The 17715-nt window shown below is 58.4% G+C and carries 14 protein-coding genes, 2 tRNA genes and 1 pseudogene; 7 read left to right on the top strand and 10 right to left on the bottom strand.

The window, feature by feature from the left end; genetic code table 11:
• Positions 1 to 108 precede the first annotated feature (108 nt).
• A tRNA-Thr gene (locus C7378_RS10055) sits at positions 109 to 184 on the top strand.
• A 101-nt stretch (positions 185 to 285) separates the two neighbouring features.
• Positions 286 to 1314, top strand: coding sequence for a tetratricopeptide repeat protein (locus C7378_RS10050; RefSeq protein WP_131995806.1), 1029 nt, complete (start codon positions 286 to 288; stop codon positions 1312 to 1314).
• Positions 1315 to 1351: 37 nt separating this feature from the next.
• Here C7378_RS10050 and C7378_RS10045 read toward each other — a convergent pair whose 3' ends face one another.
• Complete coding sequence (locus tag C7378_RS10045; protein ID WP_131995803.1) at positions 1352 to 3520, bottom strand: outer membrane protein assembly factor BamB family protein; 2169 nt, start codon at positions 3518 to 3520, stop codon at positions 1352 to 1354.
• Between the two features lie 299 nt (positions 3521 to 3819).
• On the opposite strand from C7378_RS10045, the gene C7378_RS10040 reads away from it, so the two are divergent.
• Together C7378_RS10040 and C7378_RS10035 are read left to right on the top strand one after the other, a co-directional pair.
• Positions 3820 to 3909, top strand: a tRNA-Ser gene (locus tag C7378_RS10040).
• Between the two features lie 213 nt (positions 3910 to 4122).
• Positions 4123 to 5355 carry a tyrosine-type recombinase/integrase gene (locus tag C7378_RS10035; protein ID WP_131995800.1) on the top strand — a complete coding sequence of 411 codons (1233 nt, stop codon included), beginning with the start codon at positions 4123 to 4125 and terminating at the stop codon, positions 5353 to 5355.
• A gap of 217 nt (positions 5356 to 5572) precedes the next feature.
• On the opposite strand, the gene C7378_RS10030 is transcribed toward C7378_RS10035, so the two are convergent.
• Positions 5573 to 6451, bottom strand: a complete 879-nt coding sequence (locus C7378_RS10030) for a hypothetical protein (protein WP_131995797.1) — start codon at positions 6449 to 6451, stop codon at positions 5573 to 5575.
• A 134-nt stretch (positions 6452 to 6585) separates the two neighbouring features.
• On the opposite strand from C7378_RS10030, the gene C7378_RS10025 reads away from it, so the two are divergent.
• Positions 6586 to 6795 carry a helix-turn-helix transcriptional regulator gene (locus C7378_RS10025; RefSeq protein ID WP_131995794.1) on the top strand — a complete coding sequence of 70 codons (210 nt, stop codon included), beginning with the start codon at positions 6586 to 6588 and terminating at the stop codon, positions 6793 to 6795.
• 352 nt (positions 6796 to 7147) lie between these two features.
• Complete coding sequence (locus tag C7378_RS10020) at positions 7148 to 9262, top strand: bifunctional DNA primase/polymerase (protein ID WP_131995791.1); 2115 nt, start codon at positions 7148 to 7150, stop codon at positions 9260 to 9262.
• Positions 9263 to 9426: 164 nt separating this feature from the next.
• Here the strand turns inward: C7378_RS10020 and C7378_RS10015 are convergent.
• Positions 9427 to 9732, bottom strand: a pseudogene (locus tag C7378_RS10015) (IS110 family transposase); the annotation flags it as partial.
• A 188-nt stretch (positions 9733 to 9920) separates the two neighbouring features.
• Between C7378_RS10015 and C7378_RS10010 the strand changes: the two are divergent.
• Entirely contained in the window at positions 9921 to 10166 is a 246-nt protein-coding gene (locus C7378_RS10010; RefSeq protein WP_131995788.1) for a hypothetical protein, read from the top strand.
• A gap of 574 nt (positions 10167 to 10740) precedes the next feature.
• Here C7378_RS10010 and C7378_RS10005 read toward each other — a convergent pair.
• From C7378_RS10005 to C7378_RS09975, 7 genes are all read right to left on the bottom strand, one after another.
• The gene (locus C7378_RS10005) at positions 10741 to 11058 is read right to left on the bottom strand and encodes a helix-turn-helix domain-containing protein (protein WP_131995785.1); all 318 of its coding nucleotides are present in this window, start codon (positions 11056 to 11058) and stop codon (positions 10741 to 10743) included.
• A complete protein-coding gene (locus tag C7378_RS10000; RefSeq protein WP_207901398.1) occupies positions 11048 to 11461 on the bottom strand; it encodes a type II toxin-antitoxin system RelE/ParE family toxin in 414 nt (137 codons plus the stop codon). The genes C7378_RS10005 and C7378_RS10000 overlap by 11 nt, the downstream gene beginning before the upstream one ends.
• Before the next feature lie 149 nt (positions 11462 to 11610).
• Complete coding sequence (locus C7378_RS09995; protein WP_131995782.1) at positions 11611 to 12327, bottom strand: hypothetical protein; 717 nt, start codon at positions 12325 to 12327, stop codon at positions 11611 to 11613.
• Between the two features lie 125 nt (positions 12328 to 12452).
• Positions 12453 to 13004 (bottom strand): hypothetical protein, encoded by a 552-nt coding sequence (locus tag C7378_RS17970; RefSeq protein WP_243648176.1) that lies wholly within the window; start codon positions 13002 to 13004, stop codon positions 12453 to 12455.
• A gap of 192 nt (positions 13005 to 13196) precedes the next feature.
• Positions 13197 to 14699, bottom strand: coding sequence for a VWA domain-containing protein (locus C7378_RS09985; RefSeq protein WP_131995779.1), 1503 nt, complete (start codon positions 14697 to 14699; stop codon positions 13197 to 13199).
• Positions 14700 to 15323: 624 nt separating this feature from the next.
• Entirely contained in the window at positions 15324 to 16286 is a 963-nt protein-coding gene (locus tag C7378_RS09980) for a tyrosine-type recombinase/integrase (protein ID WP_131995776.1), read from the bottom strand.
• On the bottom strand, positions 16273 to 16965 hold the full coding sequence (locus C7378_RS09975) for a hypothetical protein (RefSeq protein ID WP_131995773.1): 693 nt from the start codon (positions 16963 to 16965) through the stop codon (positions 16273 to 16275). The genes C7378_RS09980 and C7378_RS09975 overlap by 14 nt, the downstream gene beginning before the upstream one ends.
• Between the last annotated feature and the right edge of the window lie 750 nt (positions 16966 to 17715).

Raw genomic sequence — 17715 nt, 5'->3', positions numbered from 1 at the left:
TCTCCCTAAGCGTTAAGGCTGCCCTGTTGCCGGGCAGCCTTTTCGCGTCTTTGCGGGGCCTCAGCCCTTTACCTCCAACGCCGGGGACGTTAGTATCAGAGAGGAAAAGCCGACGTAGCTCAGTTGGTAGAGCAGCTGATTCGTAATCAGCAGGTCACCGGTTCAACTCCGGTCGTCGGCTCCAGAAAAACTCCATTTCTGCGCGTTTATCCACCGAAATTTCACATCGCCATCTTGTACTAGGCCCTCCGCTGTCCTCATAATCAACCACAAGCGGTAGTGATTATGCTGACGGTTCCTCCGGAGCGCGCATCTGTGACCCCATACAGCCGTCCCGATGTTTTGCGGATTTTACGAATTCCAGCCAAGCAGCTTCGAGGCTGGGAGCGCGCGGGGCTGATCGCGCCCCAAAGTGGCTACTCCTTCCAGGATCTGGGGCAGCTTCGCAAGCTGCGCGATCTGCGTGCGCTGCGGATCTCGGCAGCGAGCATCCGCGCCTCTGTATTGGCAATGCGTGCCGTCTCAGGCGTGGCCAACCCGCTGCTTGAGGCGGGAACAACTCGCGAGGGCTCACGGCTCGTCTTCCGGCACTCGGGCTCGGTGATGGATCCGATTGCCCGCCAGTTCGTCTTCGATTTCGATCTGAATGGTTGCGAGCGACTCTCCAATGTCGAGACGCTGCCCTCAACGATGCCGGAGCGGAAGGCGCTGCTGGAGGCGGAGATTCAGGCCAGGTTCATCGAGGCTGTTCGTGATGAGGAGCTGGGAAGGGTCAGCGAGGCTGCGGTGCTGTATGAGCAGATTCTTGCCGCGAAGCCGGACCACGCGCCTTCCTGCATCAACCTGGGCACGATCCATTACAATCGCCGCGCCTACTCCCGTGCGGAGGAGCTCTACCGTCAGGCGACGGTGGCAGATGCGAGCTATGCGTTGGCCTACTTCGACCTCGGTAATGTGCTGGACGAGCTGCAGCGGCTGCCTGAGGCAGTCGAGGCCTATAAGAAAGCCATCCACCTGATGCCCCGCTATGGCGACGCACACTACAACCTGGCATTGACCTATGAGCGGCGTGGAGAACGGCGCAAGGCGCTCCACCACTGGACCGCCTACCTCAAGCTTGACCGCAGCGGCCCATGGGCGAGCCATGCGCGCACGCAGGTGAGAAAGATTCTGGACCGGGAAAAGATGCGCCTGGTCAAGGGCAAAGCTGTAGGAGGCGCACCCCGCCGGACGCAGTCCGGTGTGCATGCGGCCAATGGTGCAGTCTCCCTCTTTGCTGTACCGTCCGCTCAGGGGCGAACTGCCAGATCCTGAAATTTCCCTACGCGAACTTCTCGTCGTGGCGCGATCTTCATGGCAGGGCGAAGGCGATATACATCCCTCCGGTGGGTGATTTCGGATCTCTGCCGCCGCTCGCTGCAATGACGACATACTGCTTGCCGTCGATGGAGTAAGTGGACGGGGTCGCAAGCCCGGCAAAGGGCAGCTCTGTCTCCCACAAAAGCTTTCCCGTGTGGCTGTCGAAGGCGCGGAACCTTCTGTCGTAGACGGTGGCGCCAATGAAGACAAGGCCGCCGGCAGTCACGATGGGGCCGCCGTAGTTCTCTGAGCCGGTATTCTTCATGCCCTGAGCGGCAAGCGCCGGATACTCGCCGAGAGGTATCTTCCATAGGTATTGGCCGGTGTTGAGGTCGATGGCGTTCAGCGTTCCCCAGGGCGGCGTAAATGCCGGGTAGCCCTCAGGGGCGAGGAATTTTCGATATCCCGTGAATTGATAGTCCGCTGCGGGGTGGCTGCTGCCGGATGAAGCAGCCGAGGCCAGTTCCTGCTTGTCGTTCCTGTTGCCGCTTCCGGCCACTGCTTTGTTGGCCTCCGCGTCGCCCACTTTCAGATAATGCAGCAGGGCGTCGAGCTGGCCGGAGTTCAAGCTCGGGAAGGAGGGCATTCTGCCCTTTCCCTGGTGAAGGACGTCTGTGATCTGCTGGTCGGTAAGGTGCTGCTCCACACCCACGAGCGAAGGGAATGCGGGGGGAGAGCCTGCGCGGTCTGCTCCATGGCACACGGCGCATTGAGATTGATATATCGTCGCGCCGGGGCTTTGACCCTGCTTCTTTTCCGTGAGGCCGCCCGTCCAGACCATCTCATTGGCGTTGACATAAAGGACGCCGGTTGCAGGATCGACAGCCGGGCCGCCCCACTCGCCGCCGCCATCGAAGCCGGGAAAGACGACGGTCTGCTGGTCGACGGCGAAGGGGAGGAATTGGCCGCCGCTGCGGAATGTTTTGAACTGCTGGAGCGCCCATGCATGAGCTTCAGGTGTGCGCGTGGTCAGCATGTCTTCTGTGAGCCGCTGCCGTGCATAGGGCGCCGGAGCGAGCGGCATGGGCTGCGTGGGAGAGGTTACTTCGCCGGGCACATGGCTGGGCGGATAGGCGCGCTCCTCAATCGGAAACAGCGGCGCGCCGGTGTCGCGATCAAAGAGGTACAGGTAGCCCTGCTTCGTTGTCTGCGCGATTGCATCCACGCGCTTCCCCTTCCGCGTTACCGTGACGAGGGCAGGAGGCGAGGGGAAGTCGCGGTCCCATATGTCGTGGTGCACGCCCTGAAAATGCCAGAGGCGCTTGCCAGTTGAGGCGTCAAGAGCGAGCAGCGTGTCGGCAAAGAGATCATTGCCGACTCGATCGCCGCCGTAGAAGTCGAATACCGCCGACCCAGTAGGCACGTAGACGATGCCACGCTTCTCATCAAGCGCCATGCCGCTCCAGTTGTTAACTGCCCCGGCATTCTTCCACGCATCCCTGGGCCAGGTATCGTAGCCGAACTCTCCCGGGTGGGGAATGGTATGAAAGCTCCAGCGAAGTGCGCCCGTGTGTATATCGAAGGCGCGGATATCGCCGGGCGGGGCAGGATGAGTCTCTGGATTTCGTCCACCCACGATGATGAGGTCTTTGTAGATCATGCCCGGAGCAGTGAGAGCGATGGACTGTTGTGTATAGTCGCCACGAAGACCCTTGCGCAGGTCGATATGGCCATTCTCCCCAAAGCCGGGAAGAGGTTTGCCGGTCGCGGCATCGAGCGCATAGAGATAATTCATGACGCCGGCGAAGAGGATGCCCTGCTTGCCGTCTGTCCAGTAAGCTACGCCGCGATCCGGCTGCGTTCCCGTGATGCCGGAGTCGAATTTCCAGATCAGCCTGCCGGTGGCGGCATCGAGCGCAACGACCTTCTGCGACGGCGTATAGGCATAGAGGACGTGTCCGACGATGAGAGGATTGGTCTGGATGCCGCCCTTTTCTCCAGTGTCGAACTGCCACGCAACCTTGAGTCGGGCAACGTTGCCCCGATTGATCTGCGAGAGGCTGGAGTAGTGATCGCCGGTGACGTGACCGTTGTAGGCAGGCCAGTCGATATCTGTCTGAGACTGGGCTGCGGCCGTCCGCAATACAGCGCTGCAGCCTCCAAGAGCAAGAAGTAGAAATGCCAGTTTGCGTGATGCCTGCCTGCGTCCGGTCCCGATCATAGCCCTGCCTGAATAGCTGTTTGCATGATTTTGAAACGATAGTCGATGCTGGGCTGCCAGCGACAGGGGCGCGCGATTTCTATTCGGAGATGGAGAGGTGAAGCGAGCCGCGAGGCGCCAAGGCTGCGCCTGGGCGTCGCTGTGACGCATGAAGGCACTATGGCAGGAATTTTTCTGACGGGGCTAAGAAATAGAAGATGAAGGACTTGATTGAGCCGTCGCGGCTTGGAGCAGGGAACGGCGACAACTCGGGAGCGCGAAGTTCCGGCAAGTGCTGCTAAGCTATTGATAACTCACGCGGAGGGATGTGTGAGCGGTTGAAACAGGCGGTCTTGAAAACCGCTTAGCCCGAAAGGGCTACGGGGGTTCGAATCCCTCTCCCTCCGCCAGACTCCCTTCCTATCGAATCCCATAGAGTCCGATTTCCTTCATAAAGTCAATCACTTAGGCCAAAATAGAGTACAGCGTGGTCCGATGACGTTTTGTACAAACCTTGGTCAAACCGTGGTCAGAAACCGTGGTCACGTTTTTGGGGTTGGGAATCTGACCACGGTCTGAAGCGGCTTTGACTCTGCGCCAATTTCCTATCGCGAGGATCGGCCATGCCCGCAAATCTTCTCACTGCTCTGGACTGCAAGAATGCAGCCTGTACCACTACGACCATCCGCAAGCTGTCCGATGGCGACGGGCTCTACCTCTGGGTCTACCGTGAGGGAAAGAAACACTGGCGGTTTCGCTACTGGCAGGACGGCAAAGAGAAGTCTCTGCTGCTGGGCACCTTCCCGTTGGTAAGCCTGAAGGAAGCAAGGGCCAAGCGGGAGACGATCCGCAAGCAGTTGCAGTCCGGCGCTGATCCTTCAGCCGAGCGCAAGGCAGAGGCCCGGCGGAAGCAGCTCGCCAGCGCCAATTCCTTTGAGGCTGTGGCGCGCGAGTGGTTTGGTAAGCAGAGCGCAACATGGGTGGCCAGCCACACCAGCGACGTGAGGCGGAGACTTGAGGCAAACATCTTCCCGCTGCTGGGTTCGCGGCCCATTGCCGAGATTGACGCGCCGGAGCTGCTGGCTGCGATCCGCAACATAGAGTCGCGCGGGTCGTATGACCTCGCCCACCGCGTCTTGCAGGTATGCGGGCAGGTGTTTCGCTACGGCATCGCGACGGGCAGGTGCAGCCGGAATCCAGCGCCTGATCTTTGCGGCGCTCTGGCTCCGCATGTGAAGCAGCACCAGCCCGCCGTCAGGCCTGAAGAGTTCCCGGAGCTGGTGCGGAAGATTGCCACCTATGACGAGATAGGCGACAGGCAGACGCGGCTTGCCCTGCAACTGCTGGCGCTCACCTTTGTGCGCACCAATGAGCTGATCGGCGCGACGTGGGCGGAGTTAGACCTGGAGCAAGGGCTTTGGGTGATTCCGGCAGAGCGGATGAAGATGCGCGCGGAACACATTGTCCCGCTGGCCCGGCAAACGGTGGTGCTGCTGGAAGAGCTGAAGCCGCTGGCGGGCACGAGCAGATATCTGCTGCCTGGGCGCAATGCGGCGAAGTCGATCAGCAATAACACCATGCTCTTTGCGCTCTATCGGCTGGGATACAGGAGCCGCATGACCGGCCACGGCTTCCGGGCAGTGGCCTCCACCATTCTCAACGAGTCCGGCTTTCGCCCTGACGTGATCGAGCGCCAGCTTGCCCACTGCGAACGCAATGCCGTGCGCGGCGCTTATAACCGTGCTGAGTACTTGCCTGAGCGCAAGCGCATGATGCAATGGTGGGCTGACCACATCGACGGCATTGTGACGGAATCGAAGGTGCTGGTGGGCAACTTTGGCAATGCGCGGGCCTGATGCCACGGCGCGCATTTCCCTGCAGGAGTGCGAAAGAAGCGAATGAAGCGAAGTAAGCTGGTAAGTGCCTTGCTATCAGGCGATCTAGCTTCATGAACTTATGCGGAGGAAGTGCGAATTAAGGGCGGGGCGGTCGTTTCCATGACGAGCCGGTAAGACATTGGCGTGCAACACCTGCCTGGAAAAGCACCCTGAGCCCCAACCGAGCCTCATGCTATTAGGTGATATCCGTACTGTCGCATGCCATCGCCTCGATTTCCCTCAAGTGCCTTGAGACCCATTTTCCAGTGATTCCCTCCGTCTTAGGGGATTTATTTACATGATGTGCAATCCAATCCTTGAGCGGCCTTCGCTTGCGCGCAGTCCACGACTGGAAGGCTTTTGACGCTACTTCTAAGCGTAGTTTTCGCTTCCGTGCTCGCGCCTGAGTTACTCCCTCGGAGACACTATGAGCTTTGCAGAGAGCGCCCCGCTTATAGTATTCCTGTACCCTCGAACGCTTAAAGTAAGTTCCACACTTGAGGCATTTGGCGATTGTGGTGCGCAGCTCCGAATCCATAAAGCCCAACCATCGACGCACAGTTTCATCGTTCCCCCAGCTATCTTCGTTTGGCTCAGGAAAAACCGCTACTGGAGAGCCCCGTTTGGACAGGGTAAGGTTTATAGGATTTTCAGCTAAAAAGCTCTCCAGCTTTTTCCATATCTCGCTCTCGCGCGGCCTGCCGCCCGGCTTCTTGCTCGGTATTTGGCTCGGTATATTTCTCCTGCCGGGATATTCAAGTTCATCGATATAGCCTGACTTAATCCACTGATCGACGTATCTACGAAGCGACTTGGCTAGGTGAGGACGTTGCGCTTCTTGATTAAGCAACCGGGCTATAGAAGGAAGTTCGGGGTTTTGCTGCTTAAATTCTTCAGAAGGCTGCCAAAACTTCGGCAGCGCGTTGAACACCATTACCATTTCTTTCCCGGACAACTTTTGGCCAGGCTTCAGGTTCTTTGGCATCGCATTCCAGCCTGAATTTTTGTTAGTGCTGTAATCGCCATTTAGCAGATTCACAAACTCGTCCTCATCGAAAATAAGCAGCACTTCCATTTGATCCTTCCGGCATCCTCGCATTATCTGATTTCTGTTATATCAAGAGGCTCATTGCTGCAACATAAATCACTTTTCTTACGAGTGTTGTTGTCCTATGTTTTGGTTGGATCATTGATCCCGGAAGGACTTCAATGAGTAAGGAGCCAGAAACTTTGTTACGCCTACCTGAGGTGCAAAAACGTGTACCTCTCAGTAAATCGACGATTTTTTTAAAAATCACCCACGGGTCATTTCCCGCCCCTGTCAAGATGGGCGCTCGCGCCCGGGGATGGCGCGAGAGCGACATCACGGCGTTTATCGACGGACTGAGCAAAACATCCGGTAAAGGGGTGAAAGCTTGAGCGGCTTTGTTAGGCACTACATCGACACGGTCGCCAAGGGCTTCAGGATAATGGCCGAATTCAGGCTAACCACTGACGATGAAAAGCGAAGGGCTCAGCGTGGAGCGCTGAGCCCTTCGTCTACTTCAACCCTAACTGTAGGCGAGGTTATCACCATGTGCAGCGCTCCACAAGATTGCTGCCCAACGGGGGAATATTTTTGGGACAAGGAGACGAGCTCATTATTTCGGGCTCGTGAGTTAGAGCCCAGCGGTTCGCCTGAATACCTGCGGATGGCAAAGCGTGCGAAAGCAGCGAAGAAAAGCTGGTTCGCGCACCTCGCCATCTGCTCCAGGTGCCGGGGCAGGTGCCAGTGAGCACGCTCACCGAAGCGCTCGACTACACGAAGCGGGGCTGGCTGACAGTCCCGCTTCACAATCCAAAGCAGGGGGTGTGCTCCTGCCGGAAGAAGAATTGCGGCTCGCCTGGCAAGCATCCGCGCACGGCGCATGGCCTGAAAGACGCATCGAAAGACGCGGCGCAGATAAAGAGCTGGTTCCAGCAGTGGCCGGAAGCGAATGTGGGCATCGTGACCGGCAGAGAAAGCGGACTGCTGGTGCTCGACGTGGACGGGGAAGACGGCAAGGCTTCTCTGCAGGCGCTCACCGCCATGCATGGCGCTCTGCCGAAGACGCTCTGCGTCATGACGGGCAGGACAGGTGAGGATGGCAATCGCAAGGGTTGCCATTACTACTTCCGCGCACCAGCGGGCGTGCTGATCCGCAACAGTGCGGGCATTCTCGGCAAGGGGCTGGACATTCGCGGCGAGGGCGGCTATGTGGTCGCCCCGCCGTCTCTTCATCCAAGCGGGCGGCTGTATCAATGGCTCGCGCCAGAGCAGCCGCCGGCGGATGCACCAGTATGGCTGCTGGCGAAGCTCTCAGAGGCGAAGCCAGCGCAGCAACAGGCCGCACCAGCGCAACCGGGCACGCAACAGGCATTGATTGGTGAAGGTGGGCGCAATGACGCGCTCGCCAGACGGGGCGGAGCCATGCGGCGCAAGAGCATGACTCCGGCTGCAATCGAGGCCGCGCTGCTGGTTGAGAACGCGGCGCGCTGCACGCCGCCGCTGCCGGATGCGGAGGTGCGCGAGATTGCCCGCAGTGTGTCCCGCTATGAGCCAGCAGCGCCCGTGCAGGTTGCGGAGCAGGCAAAGCCGCATCCGGCGCAACAGGATGCGCGGCAGTGGCCCGCTCCGCTGGCGGATGCCGCACTCTATGGGCTGGCCGGTGAGTTTGTGCGGCTGGTGGAGCCGGGCACAGAGGCAGACCCCGCCGCGCTGCTCTTTCAATTCATGGTGGCGATTGGTTCGATGATCGGGCGCGGGCCGCACTACATGGCCGGGTCTGATCGGCACTACACAAACCTTTACGTGGTGCTGGTGGGCAATTCATCGAAGGCCCGCAAGGGAACGTCCTGGAGCGAAGTGCAGCGCGTCTGCGAACTGATCGATATCCACTGGTCGAAGACCCGCATTTCGTCCGGGCTTTCGACTGGCGAAGGTCTGATCCATGCTGTGCGTGACTCGATTACCGAATCCGTGCAGATAAAAGAGAAGGGCCGTGTGGTTGACACACAGGATCAGCTCACGGACGCTGGCGAACGGGATAAGCGGCTGCTGTGCGTAGAGGGCGAGCTGGGACAGACGCTGCAGTGCGCGGCACGGGAAGGCAGCACGCTCTCACCTGTAGTGCGGCAGGCGTGGGACGGCGTACCGCTTCGCGTGCTGACGAAGAATGCCAAGGCGACCTGTGCGGAGCCGCATATCTCCGTGATCGGTCATATCACCATCACGGAGCTGCAACGTCTACTCACAGCGTCTGACGTGGCCAATGGCTTCGCCAATCGCTTTCTGTGGGTGTGCTCGGCGCGCTCGAAGTGCCTGCCCTTTGGCGGGGCGGTCAATGCTGAAGCGCTCAGCCTCATCGGTGAGCGCGCGCGTGCTGTTGTAGCATTCGCGAGCACGATGCAGGCCATAAGCTGGGCAGATGATGCGAAGACGCTATGGGAAGAGGTTTATCCGCAGCTCAGCGAGGGCAAGCCGGGTCTGCTCGGCTCGATTATTGCGCGGGGTGAAGCGCAGGCGGTCCGGCTGGCGCTGCTCTATGCCCTGCTCGATTGCTCGGCAGAGATTCGCCTGGAGCACTTGCACGCCGCGCTTGAGCTGTGGCGGTACTCGGCAGACTCAGCCGCTTACATTTTTGGAAAGAGCATCGGCGACCCTACGGCGGATGCCATCGTGCAACTGCTTCGCGAGCGACCGGAAGGCGTGACGCGCACGGAGCTGAGCGAGCACTTTGGCAGGCACAAGAGCAGCGCAGAACTGGATGCGGCGCTTACGCTGGCGCAATCAGGCGGGATGATCCGCATGGGCCGTAGACAGACCGGAGGCCGTCCGGCTGAGGTCTGGCTGCTGGTGAGCGTCTGAGAGTGCGCCCTGGCTGGACGGGGCACGCTGGCGGCTTACCTCAAGGGCACAGTAGAGCTGAGCCTGCTAACGGAGAGGCTCAGCGTATCCTGTAGCCATGTGTGGCCGCTACTACCGAAAAGGCGACAAGCAGGCGATAGCCGAAGCGCTCCACGCGACCGCCAGCGGTGATCCGCCTCGGCAATCGCCTCTGCATCCAGATAGTCGTTCTTGTTTGATTTACGAAACGGCTTTACAAACTGTGCCGGCATCAGTCGGGCATCATGCCCCTGAGCTTGCAAGGCACGGCCGAGGAAATGTGCGCCCCCGCAGGCTTCCATGCCAATCAGTATCTGCTGGCGGTTTGACGTGAACTGGAGGAGTTGCTTTCGAGAAAACTTACGACGCAAAACAATCTCGCCTCGCGCGTCGAATCCTATTACATGAAAGGTGGTCTTGCTCAAGTCGATGCCAAGAGTGGAAATTTCCATGACGAGCCTCCTCATGCTAACCAAGATAATCCGTCTGGTGAAGCCTGCGGCGGACCATTCCAGTAGTGGGAGACGCCGGCAGCAGTGGCGTCTTCCAAGGAGCGGTGCGAAGGGTGGGACCGCTTTACCGTTCCACGCTTTGCACGGTTCCGGCATTTCCACGGTCATGCTTTAGCAGCGAGGCAAAAATGAGCAATCCCACCATCACGCCACTACACGTGAAGGTCTACATCCTCTTGGGCCGGGCATCCTTCAGGCTGCGTTACCAGGAATGGAAGCAGGAGCGGAAGAAACAAGCCGCTCAGGCCGAAGCCGCAGCAGCCCTGGAGGTCGAACAGCGCAGGAGCCAGTATCAGGCTAAGGACTCAAACTCACCACCGGATGGGTTGCGCGATAATCTTATAAACATCTTGCAATCAAACACTTACGCCTGATAAGCCTCATTTTGTACCGTTAATGGCGGGGGTCGTTATCGGACGCGGATGTTGTACCGTTTCCCAGTCGCTAGTTGGGCGTACAGCACCTTGAGCTGGAGCGGACCACCACCGACAACCGGAGTTGTCGTGGCTAAACCGCTGCGCCAGCAAGCAAACCAAGAACTAGCAGCGGTATTGAAGCTCCCTCTAAAACCCATCTCAGCCACTTCACAGTGCCGCGCGAAGCGGCTATGCCGCCGACGATCATGCCTATCGGGGCCAACAAGAACAACAATCCAAAATCGAGGATTTGCGGATCTTTCCAGGGTGGGAGCGAAGCAGAAGGGGGATGTAGCCGGTAGTAGACGTAAACCCACGTAGCGAACATGGCATTTGCGGTGACGATGCTCAGCGCAATAACCGCGAGCCTCGGCCTTTGCTGAACCCGGACCCAAAGAAGTCCGATCCACGCGGCAAGAACGAGGACAAGCGGCCCGCAGCTGAATAGTGGAATCACTACTCCTCGTACTCTAAATCAGCAGCCAGCAGCCCTGTACTCTCTGAAATCACCGTTTCAGAGAGGTACTCAGAATCAGGCCACGACTTCTAAGCCCTTCTTGTCCACGAGGGAGAGCAACTTAAGAGACGCTCCCTGGGGATGCTTTTCTCCACGCTCCCACTTGCTGACCAGGCTGGGAGTGACGTTCAGATAGGCGGCAAAGACCGTCTGACTGGCCTTCTCACGAGTTCGCAGGGCGCGAATCTTCTTAGGCGTCATCTCCTGGATGGGTGTGAGACACAGCGCGTCGAACTTGCGCATCGTCTTTTGATCCATTCCGCCGACGCGGTGCAGATCGGCCGCCGTCTCGTGAATGGCCGCTAAGGCGTCACTCCGATGTTTACTTGGCATTGTCTTCTCCTGGCTCTTCCACGTTGAAGAGCGCTCCATCGTTCACTCGTTGTTCAATCTCAACATCCGTGTAGCCAAGGATCACTTCCGCAAGCTCTCGAAACGCTTCCAGTTCCCGGCGGTCGATATTGGCTGCATCCTTCTTTTCGAATCCGTAGACATACACAGCACGATTGTTCTTTTTGAAGAGAATGATCGACCGCGAACCTCCGGACTTCCCTTCCCCTGCCCGAGCGATACGCTGCTTTATCACCCCTCCACCAAGATCGGCGTCGACCAGACCATCATTCGCCCGCTGTGCTGCCTGCCAGAGATCGGCGTCGGTAATACGAGCTTTCCTGGCGAAGCGGACGAACGCCTTGCCTTTGTAAACCGACAGCGTTCTGGAGGGTGCCGGTCTCATTGCCTAAAGTGTAGCACTTAGTGCCATAGACTGCGGATGTCATCCCTATCACCGCCTGAAGGGTTGGCTTGTTACTCCTGAAACGGACGTTTTAGCAGTGCCCAAACCGGACGGTGCCGCAGTGCGATGGATTGGCTTCAACGGCTGAATCACTTAGCCGTCTGAACGCTACAGTCGGTTAGTTTGTAGTGCCAATTTTCGTGGTGGCTTTCTCGGTTGATGGCCACTTGCTCTGGTAATTGAAATCCTCCAACGTTTTGATACGTGTAGGTGATGACGACTCGATTGCCTGGCCTGAAATCCCCATCCTCACCTTGCCTGAACGAAGTCAAGATAAACCCCTGCGGTCCCGGACGAAAATCTGTCTCGCGGCTATCTGAGGGAGATCCCTTTACCCCTTCGCTTTGGAGACTCAAGTCGTGCGTGAACAACATCTCAACATCAAAAGTCTGGATCTTGAGACTGAGCTTATAGCCTGACGCGGACGCTTCGACGTGAACGGAAGCATCTGGCGGTGGAAGCAGAGCAGTGCCGCTGGCAGCCAACCAGTTGTTCAAGCTGTACTGAACAGAATGTTCAAGGAGGTCTTCTGCCATACCCCCATGAGGAAGCTTCTTCACTTCGTCTTCGGTCATCCCGGCTGACACTGCGGCGTTTTGGTGAGTCACCGTCACGCGATTGCGAATGGGCTGAATGACTTCAGCGATTTCCGCGTCCGTGCCTTCATCACCGAGACGTACAGACTCAGAGAAGTGTCGCGACCAGTTAAACTCCACGGCGCAACTGAACGGTTCAAGATTTCTTTCACACGGAGCGTCATATTTCGCGCGGACCTGTTTAAGGAACGACGCATCATCGGTTGCCACCTGCGCGTGACAACCGACCGCGCAAAAGCAGAACGTCAACGCTAAACGGACATTTCGCATACCGCAATCGTAAATTACCAAGTAACGAAAGACGCGCTTGAGGAAGTTGAGTGACCACTCCTCTTCTAAGCGCGAACAAGCACCCTTTGCACTTGAACCCCGCTCCACTGCCCACCGCGAGGCGCGTCTACAGCACGGTCGTTCAGCTCCGCAGCAATGGCGCGGAGCGTGGTGACCCACTGCAGGAACTGATTGAAGCGCTCGCTCTTGTTCCTCCGGCGCGCCTTAGCGTACATAAAATTCCCTTTCTTGAGGTGCCCCCTGAAGCCGCGGGCGACCAGGGTGAGGGTTTCGAGCTCGCGTGCGGTGATGCCCAGGGTCTGCTGGTGAGCCGTATTGGGAGCGAAGGGTTCGAGGGCGGGGGCTTGCGCGGGGACAGGCGCTTCCCTCACCACGACCGTTTCCCGGATCGTCTCACGGCTCGTTTCGCGGATCGTTTCGCGACTGCGCGCGATGCGAAGGCCGAGCCAGATGCCGAAGGTCGCGAAGAGGATAGCGACCACTGCGCTGTAGAGCTCGACGGAGTGCTCGATGATGACGAAGCGGTATTCGGTGTATTGGAGGGTGGCGATGAGGAGGCCGCCGACGAGACCGAAGATGAGGACGTGGCGCTCCATGTTGGATTGTGAAGAAGTATAGCTTACACCTGCAGAATCACAGTGCGAGCGTCAACCACGACTTGCGATGGTAGCCATCGGTTGAGCGGGATCGAGGCATCAGGGAGCATCACAGAATCCTCCGCCGGACCCGGGCACGGGATTCCCGTCGCCATGTCTACATCTCGGTACTGATCCGAACCACGTTAGGGGCTAGGGTTGGCTCGAGGGCACTTGGGGTTTCTGCGACCGGGGCAACAGGTGCGGCGCTGGGGTTGGCGCCTGTGGAGCATGGTCGATGGCCTTCCGCGTCAGCTCTGCCGCGCCCGTTCGACCACTTGCTGTGAGTTGAATGACGACACGCACGGTGTGCGTTTTGCGCGGGATCCTGATGGTGACCGGGATGCGTGTGACCAGAGCGCCCAGGCGCGCACTGTCCTGGCTGTTTGAAGAGGCCTTGAGAGACAGGACTCTGGTGGCGAGGAAGTTCCTGTAGCCGCTGAGGCTGGCCGCTGCCAGGGTGAAATCGACAGAACTGCCTCCGTTGTCGGTCCGCTGCCAGGCGATGTTTCGTGGGGCCAGGAGGACGGTGAACTGCGCTGTATGCGTGTCGGGATGGCGCACCACGTTGGTGATCGTGACCCCGAGGGTATCGAGGGGCAGGGTCGAGTACAACGCTTCGGAGATGTCGACAATTCGCTGCTGACGGGCATCTGCGGCTGCGGTCTTGTCGGGTGCGAAGTAGCCCGTTTTGGTCATCGCGTGGAGATTCGGATTGCGCAGAGTGACGCGAATGCGACGAAACTTGCCGTCCATATTGCCTGCCGTCGGCTGGTAGGTGAGGGTGTAATACTCCGAGCCCAGCTGCTGCGCCTCTTTGATTTCGGTATTGACATCGTTGCGGTTGTAGAAGAGTTTGCCGCCAGTCTCGTTGACGAAGACGCCGAAGTTGATGTCTCCGGAGAAGGGGTCATCGTCGTCGCCGAAATTGAAGTTGGCGGAGAGTTGGCTGAGCGTCAGGATGGGGCCGCCAACCGGCAGACCGGGATAGAGGACGAACAGGCTCATGCGAGCGTCCACCAGCTGATTCGTGGTGTCGTGCACGTAACGATTCAGCTCTTCTACGGTCGAGCCTGGCAGTCCAAACGTCTCCATGCTGGGGCCGCCGTGGCCTACCCAGATGATGTTTTTATGACCGGAGATCCCTTTGTTTTGCAAGGCGATCTGTTGCAGTGCGTCGATGGCTTGCCCGAAACGCTCTGAGGCGAACGAGCCGTTCATCTCTTTATAGGGCAAGGTCGTCTGGATGTGGTCCAGCGCGTAGATCAGGTCTGCCTTGCTGCGCGTGTAGCCCTGCACCATCTCCAATGAATCGTTGCCGAGCACCATGAGTTCGGCTGGCGCTTTGAGTTGCGAGGGCTGGGCGGCCAGGTATTTGTGCACCATGAACCGGATGTAGGCGAAGTCCGAAAAGCTGGAATCGAGGAGATCGACGACGAAGATGGTTACGGGAAGGCTGCCTGCGGGGTGATCCGCGGTCGCATGGGTATCGATGGTATGGCGCTCGGGCGGCTCGAAGGAGAAGATTCGCTGCGGCATTTTGTCGTCGGTGATGCTGAAATCGTCCTTGGTTAGACCGGTGACGACGGGATGACCCTTCTTGTCGAGGACGGTGACGTCGAGGAAGACCAGGCTCGAGTTTACCTGGATGGTCATAGTGTCGGACGGCGCCTGTTGCGCCTTTACCCATGGGCTGTGAGATAGCTCATTGCGAGCAAGAGCATTGAACGACGCGCTAACACCCGAACAAAACCCATGAGAGATCCTTGGTCCAAGAATTTGTTACTGATTTCAGGCAGGTGATACGTAACACTTTCAAGGCTGTACAGGGCACGGTCGTCAGCCATGCTGGAGATGATAGTTCAGAAGTTCGTGCGATGTCGCTTCTCGGCGAGTAGAGTTTGCGGTTCTTGATAGCGAGTCAGGGGTCCCGTCAGGAAACGGACAATAGAGCACGTTAGTGATTTTCGGGCTTCGCTGAGCCGTTCATCAGCTAGCGCCTTTCTCAGAAGTCATCCTCTTCCTAAACGCAAAAAAAACAGCAAATGAGAACTGATTGCGAGAACGCTAAACTGAGGTCGTAGGCCGCGCCTTCTCGATTGCAAGAAGGGCAGACAATGCGTGCTCACTTTGGCGGTTGGAGGAAGCTCGTCTGAATGCCCTCCACGAGGCCGCTAGGGGATCTGTGAGGCATTGCAGCTTAATAATGAGTCTCTCCCCGGACGATCACGCCCCTTACCGTGCTCTATCGTCCGTTTTCTGACGGGACCCCAAGAACACTCAAAACGCAATCCGCTCCACCTCATCGAGCGCGACCTCATCATTTCGACGGTCGTAGAGCCCGGTGGTCCGTGCTGATTCATGGCCAGCCATCTGCTGGGCGATCTCCAGCTTGCCCCCGTTCTGCAGGTAGGTAGTGATCCCGGTCGCGCGGAAGCTGTGGGCGCTGATCTTGGTTCGGAGTCCCGCGGCTCGCGCCCTCCGCTGAATCATCATGTGGACGTTGGCCTGGGGCAGGGAAGTGCGATCGGTCAGTCGGCCATAGCGCAGGGTAGGGAAGAGCGGCGCCTCGGGTTCGGTGCCAAGCCCGGATGCTGCGATCCACTCCTCCAGATACTGGTCCAGGTTGTGATGGCAGGGAAGCTCAGTCACCTTGCCGCCTTTCTCGTGCAGCCGCACCCAGCCGCGGCGCTTCTGCACATAGAAGTCTTCGACCTTCATTCCAGTGGCCGCGCCGACGCGAGCGAAAGTGTAACCCATGAGGGCGATCAGAGCGCGGTCGCGGAGCCCGAGCAGGGAAGTGGTGTCGATCGCGGCGAGTAACTCCCGCATCTCCTCGGCCGAGAGCACGGAGGTCTTGCCTTTCCTGACGCTGTGCTTCGGTCCCCGTACCGCATGGGCCGGGTTGCTCTCCATGACGTGCCCGGTTACCAGCCAATCGAAGAGCATCCGGATCGCGGCGAGGTGCTGTTTGACGGTGGGCTTCGAGTGCGTGCGGCCGAACTGCTCGACATACGCCGCCACGTGCATCGGCATCACCGTGGACAGATCCCCCAGGCCTTTCTCCTCGCACCAGGCGGCGAATCCTTCGACGGCCTTGAAGTAAGCTCGGCGGGTGTTCGGGTTGCGGATGTTGACGGTGAAGAACTCCCAAAACCGCCGCCCCCCATCGGGAACTGCATGAAAGAGTTCGGGGAGGCGGGGGCTTATCGCTATAGCCTGCGGCTGACTATGGAGCACCATCAGCCTCCATATCGTCCTGCCACTCTCCCACGACGCTGGTAGCGGTGTCGATATCATCGATGTACTGAACGAGTCGGCTAATCGTTACAGCGAAATGCCGTATGTTGAGACGAATCAGTCCTTCCGGCATGTTGGCTTTGCCGCTTTTGCCGAAGGGGTAACGGAAACTCTCGGAATCTGGATCGATGGCCGAAAGCTGCCGAACGTAGTCGTCAGCACCCGCAATGTCCTCAGATTTCGCATCAGGCCAATCTACCGCTTTATAGATGGAGGCAACCATTGGCTTCAGCGCCTGCCATAGGCCAGTGAGGCTATGCTGCCGCAGCTGGCCTGTCTCGTTGGAAGTCAACTCTCGATACAGCAGGCGCGGCAAGCGACGGATGATTCTCTTCATAGCCAGCTCTAAATGGTGGCGGTAAAGGAAAAGAATCGGGTACACCAGAAAATCCTGGTCACGTCCGTTGTCGTTGACGAAGCGGACGAGGATCTCCGCTCCTCGCCGATATCCTTCAACGTAAGCGACTGGGTCACCTTGACTTGTTCCGCTCAGGCAAGCGTTGTTATGCCAATCGGGAAGGTCTCCTCGGAAAAGGACATCTCCCTTACGTGGAGCGGATTCAGGCGGCATCGGAGGCTCAATCTCATCTTGCATGATATGTATGATAACGTCCTTTATCATATGTATTTTCCGGGAAGGGCGAAATGCCGCTTCCAGATAATTTCCCGTTGTCTGCTATGCCCGTTCCGGCACGTTCCCTTCATTGGCAAGACGGGGGGCTGCTCTCATCCACTATCAGTGAGGCGCGCTGTGGCCGCATCTTCTTCCAGAGTGCTTTCTCGTCAAGCGGCTTCGCCTTCTCCATATCCTTCTGAGCATCCGCACACGACATGAGATCGAGTCGTCCATGCTGAATAGTCCAGATGCCTGGGACTCCCTTGCTTTCCCCCTGTGCCCGGATGAAGTACTGCCCTCCGGCTTTCAGGTCCACGTCCAAGGTCTCTCGCGATTCCGGTCGCTTTCCATTACTTGCGCCGAAGGTATGTGGTCCGGGAGCGAAACGGAGAGTGAGGAAGCGGTTATTGTGCGCAAAAAAGCCGTCCCTAAAAGAAAAGATCCCTTGGGCCCCATCGAAGACGCCCCCGATGTAGACATCATGTACGGTACCTGGAAGGCCAGTTGTCAGCAAAGACCCATGGGAGTAGAAGGTCACCACGGCGTCTTGCGCTTGGGCTGCCCCGCCTCCAGGGCAGAGGAGGAGTATCAAACACCAGAGACATCGTTTCAAGTTCACGCACTCCCAGAAGCAGCATACCGGACCCATGAAGACCTGACCAATGTATGGTCCGCCGCGCGACTGCAAGGGGAAAGCGTGGGCGAGAAGACAAGTCTGCGGCAATGTATTCGGCCTTTGAGTGGAGATCCTCTCTC

The sequence above is a fragment of the Acidipila rosea genome, assembly GCF_004339725.1.
Classification (GTDB): domain Bacteria; phylum Acidobacteriota; class Terriglobia; order Terriglobales; family Acidobacteriaceae; genus Acidipila; species Acidipila rosea.
Note: the sequence above shows the minus strand (reverse complement) of the source record. Positions and strands in the feature narration are given on the sequence as shown.